General features: G+C 59.8%; 15 protein-coding genes. 14 read left to right on the top strand and 1 reads right to left on the bottom strand.

Annotated features, from left to right (window positions below):
* Window positions 1–403 precede the first annotated feature (403 nt).
* The 14 genes from KUA23_RS22845 (at window position 404) to KUA23_RS22780 (ending at window position 11,964) form a co-directional block, all read left to right on the top strand.
* Window positions 404–1,153 carry an electron transfer flavoprotein subunit beta/FixA family protein gene (locus KUA23_RS22845; protein WP_028617555.1) on the top strand — a complete coding sequence of 250 codons (750 nt, stop codon included), beginning with the start codon at window positions 404–406 and terminating at the stop codon, window positions 1,151–1,153.
* A 2-nt stretch (window positions 1,154–1,155) separates the two neighbouring features.
* Window positions 1,156–2,085, top strand: coding sequence for an electron transfer flavoprotein subunit alpha/FixB family protein (locus tag KUA23_RS22840; protein ID WP_028617554.1), 930 nt, complete (start codon window positions 1,156–1,158; stop codon window positions 2,083–2,085).
* A 70-nt stretch (window positions 2,086–2,155) separates the two neighbouring features.
* Window positions 2,156–2,971: a substrate-binding periplasmic protein gene (locus KUA23_RS22835; RefSeq protein ID WP_252992887.1), complete on the top strand. Its 816-nt coding sequence runs from the start codon at window positions 2,156–2,158 to the stop codon at window positions 2,969–2,971.
* A 9-nt stretch (window positions 2,972–2,980) separates the two neighbouring features.
* A complete protein-coding gene (locus tag KUA23_RS22830; RefSeq protein WP_016980006.1) occupies window positions 2,981–3,343 on the top strand; it encodes a DUF4398 domain-containing protein in 363 nt (120 codons plus the stop codon).
* Window positions 3,340–4,155 carry an OmpA family protein gene (locus tag KUA23_RS22825; protein WP_028617552.1) on the top strand — a complete coding sequence of 272 codons (816 nt, stop codon included), beginning with the start codon at window positions 3,340–3,342 and terminating at the stop codon, window positions 4,153–4,155. Before KUA23_RS22830 ends, KUA23_RS22825 begins: the two co-directional genes overlap by 4 nt.
* 251 nt (window positions 4,156–4,406) lie before the next feature.
* Window positions 4,407–5,846: an aminotransferase-like domain-containing protein gene (locus KUA23_RS22820; RefSeq protein ID WP_078049829.1), complete on the top strand. Its 1,440-nt coding sequence runs from the start codon at window positions 4,407–4,409 to the stop codon at window positions 5,844–5,846.
* A gap of 104 nt (window positions 5,847–5,950) precedes the next feature.
* Window positions 5,951–6,436: a translation initiation factor 2 gene (locus KUA23_RS22815; RefSeq protein WP_078049828.1), complete on the top strand. Its 486-nt coding sequence runs from the start codon at window positions 5,951–5,953 to the stop codon at window positions 6,434–6,436.
* Between the two features lie 162 nt (window positions 6,437–6,598).
* On the top strand, window positions 6,599–6,853 hold the full coding sequence (locus KUA23_RS22810; protein WP_025854178.1) for a YkgJ family cysteine cluster protein: 255 nt from the start codon (window positions 6,599–6,601) through the stop codon (window positions 6,851–6,853).
* A gap of 41 nt (window positions 6,854–6,894) precedes the next feature.
* Window positions 6,895–7,500 (top strand): START domain-containing protein, encoded by a 606-nt coding sequence (locus KUA23_RS22805; protein ID WP_252992886.1) that lies wholly within the window; start codon window positions 6,895–6,897, stop codon window positions 7,498–7,500.
* Window positions 7,501–7,603: 103 nt separating this feature from the next.
* Complete coding sequence (locus KUA23_RS22800) at window positions 7,604–7,840, top strand: hypothetical protein (protein WP_100492315.1); 237 nt, start codon at window positions 7,604–7,606, stop codon at window positions 7,838–7,840.
* A 213-nt stretch (window positions 7,841–8,053) separates the two neighbouring features.
* On the top strand, window positions 8,054–8,395 hold the full coding sequence (locus KUA23_RS22795) for a ribonuclease E inhibitor RraB (RefSeq protein WP_065873940.1): 342 nt from the start codon (window positions 8,054–8,056) through the stop codon (window positions 8,393–8,395).
* A 404-nt stretch (window positions 8,396–8,799) separates the two neighbouring features.
* Window positions 8,800–10,209: a circularly permuted type 2 ATP-grasp protein gene (locus KUA23_RS22790; RefSeq protein ID WP_078049825.1), complete on the top strand. Its 1,410-nt coding sequence runs from the start codon at window positions 8,800–8,802 to the stop codon at window positions 10,207–10,209.
* 4 nt (window positions 10,210–10,213) lie between these two features.
* Complete coding sequence (locus KUA23_RS22785; RefSeq protein WP_071493927.1) at window positions 10,214–11,164, top strand: alpha-E domain-containing protein; 951 nt, start codon at window positions 10,214–10,216, stop codon at window positions 11,162–11,164.
* Window positions 11,161–11,964: a transglutaminase family protein gene (locus KUA23_RS22780; protein WP_252992885.1), complete on the top strand. Its 804-nt coding sequence runs from the start codon at window positions 11,161–11,163 to the stop codon at window positions 11,962–11,964. The genes KUA23_RS22785 and KUA23_RS22780 overlap by 4 nt, the downstream gene beginning before the upstream one ends.
* A gap of 64 nt (window positions 11,965–12,028) precedes the next feature.
* Here the strand turns inward: KUA23_RS22780 and KUA23_RS22775 are convergent, their stop codons facing one another.
* Window positions 12,029–12,835, bottom strand: coding sequence for a c-type cytochrome (locus KUA23_RS22775; RefSeq protein ID WP_252992884.1), 807 nt, complete (start codon window positions 12,833–12,835; stop codon window positions 12,029–12,031).
* Window positions 12,836–13,454: the final 619 nt, after the last annotated feature.

Raw genomic sequence — 13,454 nt, 5'->3', positions numbered from 1 at the left:
GCATTATATCTACACCACTGCTAGCGTCCAATACAAACGTTTGTTTGAATTGCCCGCAGGCTAGGTAAATCAAAGTGGTGCGGCTTATGACTGGCTATTTTGCCGTATTGACCAGAATAGGTGTTCCGGTCAATATACGGTCGGTTTTGCGCTAACCGTAGGCAGACTGCAGGTTTCAAGAGCACGTCCAAAAGCAAGACAGGTGACGCGTGCCCGGACAATGGCGCGCAGTTTACACGCTGCGATAAAGAATGACCTCTCAGTCACCACTGACGAACGGTCATCATTTCCCGTGAGCAAGGTCGCCGCCTGCGTTTTTGGAGGTGCCCTTGTGTGCCGATGAGCATCAACCGCCAGGTTCGCCTAGGCGACTTTCTTTTCACCGGAGAGTAACGAGGAATCCATGAAGGTTCTTGTAGCTGTCAAACGCGTTGTCGATTACAACGTGAAAGTTCGCGTCAAGGCGGACAATTCCGGCGTCGACCTCGCTAACGTCAAGATGTCGATGAACCCTTTCTGCGAAATCGCCGTGGAAGAAGCCGTACGCCTGAAAGAGAAAGGCGTGGCGACTGAAATCGTCGTGGTTTCCATCGGCCCTACCACTGCTCAAGAGCAGCTGCGTACCGCCCTGGCACTGGGCGCCGACCGCGCTATCCTGGTCGAGTCCGCTGAAGAGCTGACCTCCCTGGCCGTTGCCAAGCTGCTCAAAGCCGTTGTCGACAAGGAACAGCCTCAGCTGGTGATCCTCGGCAAGCAGGCGATCGACAGCGACAACAACCAGACTGGCCAGATGCTGGCTGCACTGACCGGTTATGGCCAGGGCACCTTCGCTTCCAAAGTCGAAGTGAGCGGCGACAGCGTAGCTGTAACCCGTGAAATCGACGGCGGCGCCCAGACCGTTTCCCTGAAGCTGCCGGCCATCGTCACCACCGACCTGCGTTTGAACGAGCCGCGCTACGCGTCCCTGCCAAACATCATGAAAGCCAAGAAGAAGCCGCTTGAGTCGGTTACTCCCGAAGCTTTGGGCGTTTCCACCGCCTCTACCAACAAGACCGTAAAAGTTGAAGCGCCGGCTGCTCGCAGCGCGGGCATCAAGGTCAAGTCGGTGGCTGAACTGGTCGAGAAACTGAAAAACGAAGCGAAGGTGATCTGATCATGACTATCCTCGTAATCGCCGAACACGATAACAAGGTGCTGGCCCCGGCCACCCTGAATACCGTGGCTGCCGCCGCTAAAATCGGTGGCGACATTCACGTACTGGTTGCCGGCCAGGGCGCTGGCGCCGTGGCTGAAGCCGCTGCGAAAATCGCGGGCGTGAGCAAAGTCCTGAACGCTGACAATGCCGCCTACGCGCATCAGTTGCCAGAAAACGTTGCTCCGCTGGTAGCTGAGCTGGGCGCTGGCTACAGCCACATCCTGGCTGCCGCCACCTCCAACGGCAAAAACATCCTGCCACGCGTTGCCGCGCAGCTGGACGTTGACCAGATCTCCGAGATCATCTCGGTAGAAAGCGCCGACACCTTCAAGCGCCCGATCTACGCCGGTAACGCCATCGCGACCGTACAGTCCAACGCTTCGGTCAAAGTCATCACCGTACGTGCCACCGGTTTCGACCCGGTTGCCGCCGAAGGTGGTTCGGCTGCCGTTGAAGCCGTTGCAGCTGCGCACGACGCTGGCACCTCCAGCTTCGTTGGCGAAGAGCTGGCCAAGTCGGATCGTCCTGAGCTGACCGCTGCCAAGATCGTCGTTTCCGGCGGCCGTGGCATGCAGAACGGTGACAACTTCAAGCACCTGTACGCCCTGGCCGACAAGCTGGGCGCTGCGGTCGGCGCTTCCCGCGCGGCCGTCGACGCAGGTTTCGTACCCAACGACATGCAGGTCGGCCAGACCGGCAAAATCGTTGCGCCACAGCTGTACATCGCCGTCGGTATCTCCGGCGCGATCCAGCACTTGGCCGGTATGAAAGACTCCAAAGTGATCGTTGCGATCAACAAGGACGAAGAAGCGCCGATCTTCCAGGTGGCTGATTACGGCCTGGTGGCGGACTTGTTCGAAGCCGTCCCTGAGTTGGAGAAGCTGGTCTAATCCAGTCGCTTCACTTATAAAGAGCCCGGTCCTTGTGACCGGGCTTTTTTTTGACTTGGAGACACACGCCATGGAATTGCGCCCTTGGGCGGTACTGCTGGGCCTCACATTGCTGCCGACGCTGTCGCTGGCCGCCGGCAAATGCGATCGCCTGGTGATCACCGGCAGCCCGGACGCACCGCCGTTGCTCTGGCGCGACCCGCAAGACCCCACGCACCTGATCGGCGCCACCGCCGATTTATTGCAACAAGTGGGCAAGGACCTCGGCTTGAAAGTCGACCTGCTCTACGGTGGCAAACGCTCCCTGGCCCTGGAGGAAGTGCGCAGCGGGCGCATGGATATCCTCGCCGACGCGCCGCTGAACCTGGGTGAGCTGGAAACCCTCGACTACATCCATCCGGCGCTGGTGCAGCTCGACTATCTGGTGTGGACGCGCAAGGATTCGGCGCTGGCCTACACCACGGCTGCCGACCTGCATGGGCACAAGGGTGCCGTGTCGGAGCGTGCACGCTTGAGCGCCGCCTTTGAAACCTTCGCCGGCGAGCAACTGAGCCTGCAACGCCTGCCGTCCCTGACGCCAGCGTTCCAGAAGCTGCTGCTGGGGGAGGTGGACTACGTGCTGGCCGGGCGTTATTCCGGCATGGCCATGGCGCAGACCCTGGGCATGAGCAATGACCTGGTGGCCCGCGACGTGCCTATCGATCAGCCGGGCTTGTACCTGGCGATTTCCCATAACTCGGCCTGCAATGATCCGTGGCTGCGCGGACAGCTGGCCAAAAAGATGACAGAATTGCCCGCGTCCGGTGTGGCGCAAGCTGCGTTGCAGAGCAATCTGGAGCGCTGGAAAGCGCAATTGCAGCAACCCGTCGGCACCCCAACAAAGTAGGGATTTTCAGTGACTCTTCGACCTCTTTTCGCGGCCCTCGCCGTTGTCGCTCTGGCGGGATGTGCAGCCGATCCTGCGCCGAATGAACAAATGCGCCTCACCCAGCAAGCCTTGGAGCAAGCCAGTGCCGTGGGGGCCAACGCGGATGAATCGCCTGAATTGAAACTGGCTGAAGCCAAGTTCGCCCGGGCCAAGTCGAGCATGGCCGACCAATCCTACAAAAACGCACGTATGCGTTTCGAGCAAGCCGAACTGGATGCACGCCTGGCCGAAGCCCAAGTGCTGACCCGCAAGAGCCAGGAACAGTTGAACGTGCTCAACGCCCGCATCACCCGTCTGCGCAAGCAGTTGCAGTTGGGAGAAGCCCAATGAGCCCGATGATCCGCGGTTTGAGCTGTGCGGTACTGTTGGGCACCGCCGTGTTGGGCGGTTGCGCCACCCATCCCGACAGCGAGCAGGCTTTGCAGCAGGCAAGTAACGACTTCCAGCAAGTCAAGGAAGACGCCAACGTGCTGCGTTTTGCGCCCAAGGACGTGATCCGCGCCGGTGAATCCCTGGCGCGCGCCGATCGCTTGTCCAGCTACTGGGGCAGCGGTGCCGATGTAGTGCATTACGCCTACCTGAGCCAACGCTACAGTGCCATCGCCCGCGAACATACCGAACAGGCGCTCAACCAAGAGCGGGGTGTAAAGCTCGAACTGGAGCGCCAGCGCCTGCAATTGGCCCTGCGTGAAAACAAGCTGATCAGCGTGCAGCAGCAGGGCAAATGGCTCGAAGAACAGATCGCCAGCCTGGCTACTACCCAAACCGACCGTGGCCTGGTGATGACCCTGGGCGATGTGCTGTTCGATACCGGTGAAGCAGAGTTGAAAAACTCGGCCAACCGCACGGTGCTCAAAATCGTACAGTTCCTGCAACTCAACCCCAAGCGCGTGGTGCGCATCGAGGGGTATGCCGACAATACCGGCGGCGAGCGCGAAAACCTCAAACTGTCGCGTGACCGCGCACAGTCGGTGGCGGATGTGCTGGTTGACCTGGGCATCGACGAAAAACGCATCCAGGTCGAGGGTTATGGCGACCAGTACCCGGTGGAGGCCAATGCTTCCGAGCGGGGCAGGGCGCAGAACCGTCGTGTGGAAATTGTGTTCTCCGACGAGAAAGGCCAATTGGGCGCAGCCCGATAAAGGCTTGCATCGATTTAACTGTGGGAGGGGGCTTGCCCCCGATGGCGGAGCGTCAGTCACCGAATAGGTTGATTGAACCCTCGCTATCGGGGGCAAGCCCCCTCCCACATTTGTTGGGTGTACACCCTCACAGTTTTTGCTGTCACTACAACGCGCGCTCGACTATTGTGGCAACTGTCCCCGTACACTTCTAAACTGTGCCGGTATGTTTCACACAAAAATAAAATACCCGTGAAATCGAGTGCTGCGTCATGACCAATCTGTTGCTTTACCAACGTATCGCCCAGCAACTGGCTGAGGATATCCGGCGCGGTGTCTACCAACCGGGCGAGCGTGTGCCTTCGGTACGCAAGATGAGCTCGCAGTTGAACGTGAGCCACGCCACGGTGTTGCAGGCCTACGCCAACCTGGAAGACCAGGGGCTGATCCGGGCGCGGCCGCAGTCTGGCTATTACGTGCACCAGACACCCGCGCTCACCGCGCCAACGCCGGATATCGCCCGGGTAGAGCGCCCGGGGTTGGTCACCCGCAGCAGTATCATCCAGCAGGTGTTGGGCGAGTCGCGCCGCGAAGGCGTATTCCCGTTGGGCGCCGCTGTGCCAAGTGTGGATTACTTGCCGGTGCGCGCGTTGCACCAGCAGTTGGCCAAGGTCACGCGCTTCCAGAGCCCACGGGCCTTCAGCTACATGTTCAGCCCCGGATTCGAACCGCTGCGCCGCCAGGTGGCGATCCGCATGCGCGATGCGGGCGTGGTGGTGGACCCTTCCGAAGTGGTCATCACCCACGGTTGCGTCGATGCCTTGCAGATGTCGCTGCGCGTGCTGACGCGGCCCGGCGACCTGATCGCTGCAGAGTCACCGACCTATTACGGTTTGCTGCAATTGGCTGATCTGCTCGGCCTCAAAGTCATCGAGATCCCCAGCGACCCCTCCACCGGCATGAGCCTGGAAGCCCTGCAACTGGCGGCCAACCAGTGGTCGATCAAGGCGCTGGTACTGACCACGCGCCTGAGCAACCCCCTGGGCGGCACCATGCCCGAGGAACGACAGAAACACTTGCTGCGCCTGGCCTCGGATTTCGATATCCAGATTGTCGAGGACGATATCTATGGCGAGCTGATGTTCGAACTGGGCCGCACCAAAGCCCTGAAAGCCTACGACCGCCTTGACCGAGTGATCTACTGCTCAAGCTTTTCCAAGACGCTGTCCCCTGGAGTGCGCATCGGCTGGATGATCGCCGGCAAGTACCAGCAGGAAATCCAGCGCCTGCAGATGTTCAGCACCCACTCCGCGTGCAGCGTCACGCAGATGGGCGTCGCCGCGTACCTGGAGAATGGCGGCTACGATCGGCATTTGCGCTATATCCGCCAGGAGTACCGCAAGAACCTCAGCGCCTTTCAGCTGGCGGTGCAGCAGTATTTCCCGGAAGGCACGCAAATGACCCGCCCGACCGGCGGCTTTATCCTGTGGGTCAGTTTGCCGGGGCGGGTCAATACCCAGGAACTGCACGTGCGTGCCCTGCAACAGGGCATCAGCATTGCGCCAGGGTTGATCTTCAGTAATACCGAGCAGTTCAACCACTGCATTCGCCTCAACTGCGGCACCCCGTGGAACCGCGAGGCAGAGCGGGCGCTGATGACCCTGGGGATGCTGGCCAGCCAGTTATGCCAGGAGACGGCGGCCGGCCTCTGAGGCGCAAAAAAGGGACAACTCCGATAGCTGGCTAATCACCGCGCTTGTCATGCCGTGCACAACAAGCGAGCATATGGCCCTCTGCCGTTAACGCTGTAGGCAATATGACTCGGATTTTTCGCGCTGTTTTGGTGATTGGCCTGTTAGGCCTGTGCAACGTCGGCACAGCGCTGGCGGCGGCCCCTGTGAGCGAAACCAAGCCTGCGGCCGACGCCGAACAGAAGGCGCCCGCGAAAAAACCGGCACCCGTCAAAAAAGCGCCCGCGGTGAAGAAGCCAGCCGCCACCGCCAAAAAACGTGCGGCCAGTAAGTCAAAATCGTCCCGAGAAGTGGCACAGACCCAATTGCCGCCGGCACAGTTGGACTTGTCACTGCCGTCGGACATGGTCAGGCACTTGCAGCCTATTGGCACCATGCCCAAGCCCAAGAGCGTGCCCTTGCTGCCGCCGATGTTCGGCGAGAAGCCTACCGATAACAGTGCTTTCCAGATCAACGGCCGCCTGCTCAGCAATGAGATGAGGCTGCAATTGCGCAACGAAGAACGGCGCGATGTGGAAGGTGCAGCGCTGGATTTCGAATTCAAGCAGTAAACTTTTCCCACAAACGTGACGTGTCCCTTCGACCATCTGTCGCAGACTGGTCAGTCACTTTTGTTTTCTGCGAAAAACCCCTGTTAGACCATTTTAAAACGGCTGTTTTAGGGCGTACTCTAGCCCGGCCATCCACATTGAGTCGTCGAGGACCTGCTGGTCATGAATTGCCGTGAAGGCTGTGGCGCTTGCTGCATCGCCCCCTCCATCAGTTCGCCATTACCGGGTATGCCACAAGGCAAACCGGCGGGCGAACGCTGCCTGCACCTGTCGGTCGAACAGCTATGCCTGCTGTTCGGGCAACCGGAACGACCGGCGGTGTGCAGTGACTTCAAGGCGGACATCGAGGTGTGCGGCACCGACCAGGCCGATGCGATCCGTTTGATCGGCTGGTGGGAGCACATGACGGCGGCTTGATGGGCTTTACTATCGGAACTTCAACAATAAGGAATACAACAATGGGTTCGCTGAAACGAATGGCTGTGTTGTGCGGTTTTACGATGTTGTTTGCTGCCACTGCCCAGGCTGAGGATTGGCAAGTCGCCAAGGACGAAGACGGTATCAAGGTGTCCCTGAGCGAAATTGCCGGCTCCAAGTACAAGGCCTATCGCGGTGTGACCGTGATCAAGGCGCCTGTGGCCAAAATCGTCGCCCTGCAGGAAGACGTGGCCGGTGCCTGTGCCTGGATCCACGAGTGCAAGTCCCAGAAGCTGGTGGACAAGAAAGGCGACGAGAGCTGGACCTACACCCAATTCAAGGCCCCGTTCCCCGTAACGGACCGTGATTCCTACCTGCATATCACCACCACCAAGGCGGCCGACGGCACGCTGACCCGTAAGCTCGAAGGCGTCCCGACCTACAAGCCTGAAGAAAAAGGCTACGTACGGGTTGCCCAGGTCGATGGCTTCTGGAAACTCGTGCCAAAAGGCGAAAACCAGACCGAAGTCACTTACCAGGTGCACACCGAGCCAGGTGGCAGCGTGCCTTCGTGGTTGGCCAACAAGTTTGTGGTGGACGCGCCGTTCAACACCTTGAAAGCCTTGAAAGAACACGCTGAAAAATAAGCGCAGTTGATCCGGTGCCTCCTGACTTGAGTGGAACGTTTGGCGAACCCTCAAGGTCCAGATAGTGGTAAGCCCACACACGGGTTTTATCGAGGAGGCACCGATGCAAAAGTGGCAGATTACCTTCGTTGATGATCACGGCGTTCAGACCGTCGAGCAGTTCACCTGCGATCAGAAGCCCAGCCTCGAAGATGCGGCACACATGATTCGCAACAAACTGGTGCCCATCGCCGCTGAACTGGACCTCAATGACCTGGAGGGCCGCAAGCCCGAGCCTACGGTCAAGATCCTCAAAGACCAGAACAGTATCCAGATCCTCGACATCTCTCCCGCCGCCTGAACATTCCCTGTACGCACTTAAAGCGCCTCTGGTGGAGGTGATAGCTTCGCGCTACTCTGCAAGTGAGATCAGCGAATGAATCGCTAAGGTCTGGTCTTGTCAGCTACATGCTTGTTTTCCAGCGGTGATGTTTTTGCCGTAGCCCCCACGCCAGTACGGCGTGGGCTTCGGGAAGCACGGAAAGTCTATCCATCAATTCGAGGAGCACTTTTCATGAGCACAGCCTATCAAGAAGACATCAGCACCAACGTTCTGCGCCGCATGAAAGAGGGCGGCTTCGACTTCTCGCGTTTTCACCCCATCGAGTTCTACGCCATTTTCCCGGATGAGGAACGGGCGCGCAGGGCTGCGGGTGAGTTTCGTGGGGAATCCCTGAATGCTCAGGTCAGTGCGCGCGACGATGGCGCCTGGTACTTGGAGCTGAGCAAAATCATGTCTGCCACCTACGACGGCATAGGAGACTTCGAGCAAGACTTTGAGGCGGTGGTCGAGCCGCTGGGCGGGATCATCGAGGGATGGGGCGTCAAGCAGGAGGTGCGTGGGTTACCCATGTAGCGGCAATGTATGAGCAACACAGCGTATCGGCTGACCTTTGGGTCGGCCGATTTTGTTTGTGCAGCGTCGACATTTTCACCCACGCATTCACCGCGCAAAAAAAAACCACCCAAGAGGGTGGCTTAAAGGGAAGAGCGGTTCGCTGAAGCTGTAGGACGCATCCTGTTCAGCAGATGGGGCCGATTATCCGCAGACTTGGGCGGGCAGTGAAATCAACTCTGACTATGCTGTTGATAGGCAAAGCCCGCATTACGATGAAGCGTGCTGCCATGCACCGGGCATTCTGCGCACCAGGACGGTGCGAGAGGATTCTGGTTGTAATTCAACCCACTGATTTTTAAGTGTTTATGCCGCTGGCACGGGCCTTGCGATGGTTCTTGCGCCCGGGTGACAAGGAGTTCGGCATGATCCGCACTTATTACGATGAAATGTACGATGGGGCAGGGCAGGTCCGGCCTCATTACCGCGAGTTCGCCCGTTGGTTGGCCGAAACCCCGCCTGAATTGCTGGCTCAACGCCGGCGCGAAGCCGATTTGCTGTTTCACCGCGCCGGGATCACTTTCACCCTGTACGGGGACGAGCAGGGCACCGAGCGCCTGATTCCCTTCGACACCATCCCGCGCAGCATTCCCGCCAGCGAATGGCGGATTGTCGAGCGCGGCTGTATCCAGCGCGTCAAGGCGCTGAACATGTTTCTCGCCGACCTGTATCACGAACAGCGCATCATCAAGGCCGGGATCATTCCCGCCGAACAGGTGCTGGCCAACGAGCAATACCAGTTGGCGATGCAGGGCCTGGACCTGCACCGCGACCTGTATTCCCACATTTCTGGGGTCGACCTCGTACGCGATGGCGACGGCACGTACTACGTGCTGGAAGACAACCTGCGTACCCCCAGCGGCGTGAGCTACATGCTTGAAGACCGCAAGATGATGATGCGCCTGTTCCCCGAGCTGTTCGCCGCCCAACGCATCGCGCCCATCGACCACTACCCCAATCTGTTGCTGGACACCCTGAAAAGCTCCAGCCCCCTGGACAACCCCAGTGTGGTGGTATTGACCCCGGGCCGCTTCAACAGCGCGTTCTTTGAGCATGCCTTTCTTGCTCGTGAAATGGGCGTGGAACTGGTGGAAGGCGCCGACCTGTTCGTGCGCGATGACCGCGTCTTCATGCGCACCACCGATGGCCCCAAGGCCGTGGACGTGATTTACCGTCGCCTGGATGACGCCTTCCTCGATCCCTTGGCTTTCAACCCGGATTCCATGCTTGGCGTGCCCGGCCTGCTCGCGGCCTATCGCTCCGGCAATGTGGTGCTGGCCAATGCCATCGGCACCGGGGTGGCGGATGACAAGTCGGTGTACCCCTTCGTCACCGAGATGATCCGCTTTTACCTGGACGAAGAACCCATCCTGAAGAACGTTCCTACATTCCAGTGCCGCAAGCCCGACGAACTCTCCCACGTATTGGCTAACCTGCCAGACCTGGTGGTCAAGGAAACCCAGGGTTCCGGCGGCTACGGCATGCTGGTCGGCCCCGCGTCCACAGCGGCGGAAATCGAAGCCTTCCGTGCGCGTATCAAGGCCAAGCCCCACGCCTATATCGCCCAGCCAACCCTGTGTTTATCCACTTGCCCGACCTTTGTCGAAAACGGCATTGCGCCACGTCATATCGACCTGCGCCCGTTCGTGTTGTCCGGCAAGGAAACCCGTGTGGTCCCCGGTGGCCTGACCCGCGTGGCATTGCGCGAAGGCTCGCTGGTGGTCAACTCGTCCCAGGGTGGCGGCACCAAAGACACCTGGGTGGTCGAGGACTGATGCCATGTTGAGTAGAACTGCCTCGGATTTGTACTGGATGTCGCGCTACCTGGAACGCGCGGAAAACCTCGCGCGCATGCTCGATGTCAGCTATTCGCTGTCGCTGATGCCCCAGGACGGGCGCGGTGATGGCCTGCATGAACTGGCTATGCCGCTGTTGATCACCGGCACCCTGGAGGATTACCACGAACGCCACGGCGAACTGCACGCCGAGCGCCTGTTGCACTTTTTTGCCCTGGATGCGGCCAACCCGGCCAGCATCTACAGCTGCCTCGGCGCGGCGCGGGCCAGCGCCCATGCGGTGCGTGGGCGGATTACCGCCGACATGTGGGAAAACATCAACGCGACCTGGCTGGATATTCGCGACATCGCCCAGCAGGGCCTGAGCCGCTATGGCATGAGCCGGTTCTGTGAGTGGGTCAAGGAGCGGTCCCATCTGTTCCGCGGTGCCACCTACGGCACCATCATGCGTAACGATGCCTTCCGCTTCATTCGCCTGGGCACCTTTATCGAACGTGCCGACAACACCCTGCGCCTGCTGGACGCCCGCTACGAAATGGCCGGTGACCGTGCTGAAGCAGTCACGGATGGCACGGCCCACGCCTACTATCAATGGAGCGCCTTGCTGCGTGCGTTGTCGTCGTTCGAGGCCTACACCGAGATTTATCGCGACGCCCCCGGCGCGCGGCAAGTCGCCGAGTTGTTGCTGCTGCGCGCCGATGTGCCGCGCTCACTGCGGGCCTGCAGTGAGGAGATCGACCAGATCCTCGCCAGCCTGCCAGGTATCAATGGCCGCCCGGCCCAGCGCCTGGCCGCCGAGATGGATGCGCGCCTGCGCTTCACCGCCATCGATGAAATCCTTGAGGAAGGCCTGCACGCCTGGCTGACCGACTTTATCCCCTTGGTCCGCCAGTTGGGCGACGCCATCTACAGTTCCTACCTGGAGGCGGCATGAGACTCTCCATCAGCCACGAAACCACCTACCACTACGAAGACCAAGTGCGCGCCAGCATCCAGTACCTGCGCCTCACGCCCCACGACAGCGAGCGCCAGCACGTACTGAGTTGGCAGCTTGACCTGCCGCGTCCGGTGCGCGCCCAGGTGGACCCGTTCGGCAACATCCTGCATGTGTTGACCCTGGATGAACCCCATGACGCCATTATCATCGGCGCCCGTGGCCAGGTGGACATCGACGAATTGCGCGAGGCCGAGCATGAGAGCCAATCGGCGTTCCCATTCCTGCGCTGTACCCGCCTCACCGAGCCCGATGAAGCCCTGCGCGGGTTTGCCGACCAGCATTGCCATCAGCGTCGCGACCGTACGGCGCTGATCGACCTGATGCATGCGCTCAGCCAGACGATGGTCTACACGCCTGGCGCGACCGAGGTCGACACCTGCGCCGCGCAAGCCTTCGCTGGCCGTGCAGGCGTGTGCCAGGACCATACCCATGCGTTCCTGGCCTGCGCACGCAGCCTGGGGATTCCGGCGCGGTATGTGTCTGGGTATTTGTACTCGGAGGACAGCACGCACCTGGCCAGCCACGCCTGGGCCGAAGCCTGGCTGGATGACGCCTGGTACAGCTTTGACGTGACCAACCAACTGGCCCGCCCGGAGCGGCATTTGAAGCTGGCGGTGGGGCTGGACTACCTCGACGCCTGCCCGGTACGCGGCATGCGCCGTGGCGGCGGGTATGAACAGATGCATGCCAAGGTGTTCGTGGCGCCGACGCCGGTTATTTCTGTCCAGCAGCAATAACCCAGAACACCGCGGATCAACTGTAGGCGCCGGCTTGCCGGCTCCTACAGGGGCAACGTCAAGATCAGGGTTGTTGCTTGCGCCCGGCCATATGCTTCAAATACCCCACCAATAAATCCAGCTCATTGTCGGGCAACACACTGGCGGCAAACGCCGGCATCTTCGCCTGTGGCCAATGCCGCAGGCTCTGCGGGTCACGGATATAGCGCTTGAGGAAATCACCGCCAAAATACTCGGTGGGGTTGTAGGGGATATTCAGGTCTGGCCCCACCTGCGCATCGCCGGCGCCATTTAGGCGATGGCAAGCCAGGCAGTTTTTCTGGAACAGCACAAAGCCCTGGTTGATCGGGTCATTGGCTGCCAGTTTTGGATCTGGCAACAAAGCCGGAAAGCGCTCCGCGACCGTCTTCAACTGTTTAATCCCAGAGATCTGGAACGGCCACTGCTCCGGGCTGATGTGCCCGGCTTGCGGGTCGGTCCACACCAGGTAGAACGGCCCGGCACTCGGTTTGCCGTCGGCCAGCGCAGGCCATGGCTGGGCGGGATCTTCCACCGCGAGCCAGGCGCGAGCACCGTGGGCCTCCAGCAGCGGCGCAGCCGTGAGTTCGGCGGCGAACCCATCAAGGGCAACGGCTTGCAGGTGGCTCTCAGGTTTCAACCCTGGCAGGAGCACCGCCAGCGGCACGGCGCGATAGGTCATGGTGCGCTTGTAGGACACGTCATCAGCGATCTGCACCGACTGCGCTTGTGGGTGCTTGAGCAAGTCGGCGGTCTGCCAGGTCTTGCGGGTGTGGTCGAGTTCGATGGTCAATTGCGCGGCCGCAGCGGGAAGCGTGATCAGCACGGCGAGGAGGGCGATGATGGGTTTCAAGACGCAGGCTCGAATCAAAGGTGTATTTAGGCTAACGATACCGGAATTCGACACGCAAAAAGGCAGCCCCTGCAGGACCGCTATGCGCAATGTCCCGGCAGGTGCTGCCAAAAGCTGCAAACCCTGTGCTGTGATGGCACGCAATGTGGGCGTGGAGGGGTCACCCCATAACCTTGGTTAAGTTGGGCAAGATCAGAATCAGTGTGGTGGCGAACAGAATGAGTCCCGCCTGACGTACTTTCGAATGTTTGAACATGGCTGACTGCCTTTTGTTGTTATTCCTGAGCGTCAAATGCGTGCCGGTTTTTATTTCAGTATGGCGAGATGACGTGTCGCTTTTCTTACAGTTGCTCCAGCAAAACCCGGCAGCAACTTCTTACTGATTGAACCTTAGAGCCCTCGTTCTTCGTGGCTTAGACCCATTTCATATCAGCTAATCAACTTTTGAGCTTAAAAAGGCATGAGGCATATCGCCATCTTGGCGCCAATGCCTTGGCTAGACAGCTAAAACGATTAATCAGGTAATTGCCCACGTTGGCTACCGTTCGTCCGAGCGAGGGGGTCAAAAGCAATGAGCGCATCCGTCATTGAAACCGTGTCAATCGGGCCTAAGGTAGAG

Origin of the sequence: Pseudomonas pergaminensis, assembly GCF_024112395.2 — a bacterium.
Taxonomy (GTDB): domain Bacteria; phylum Pseudomonadota; class Gammaproteobacteria; order Pseudomonadales; family Pseudomonadaceae; genus Aquipseudomonas; species Aquipseudomonas pergaminensis.
The sequence above is the reverse complement of the archived record's forward strand: the minus strand, read 5'-3'. Positions and strand labels throughout refer to the sequence as shown.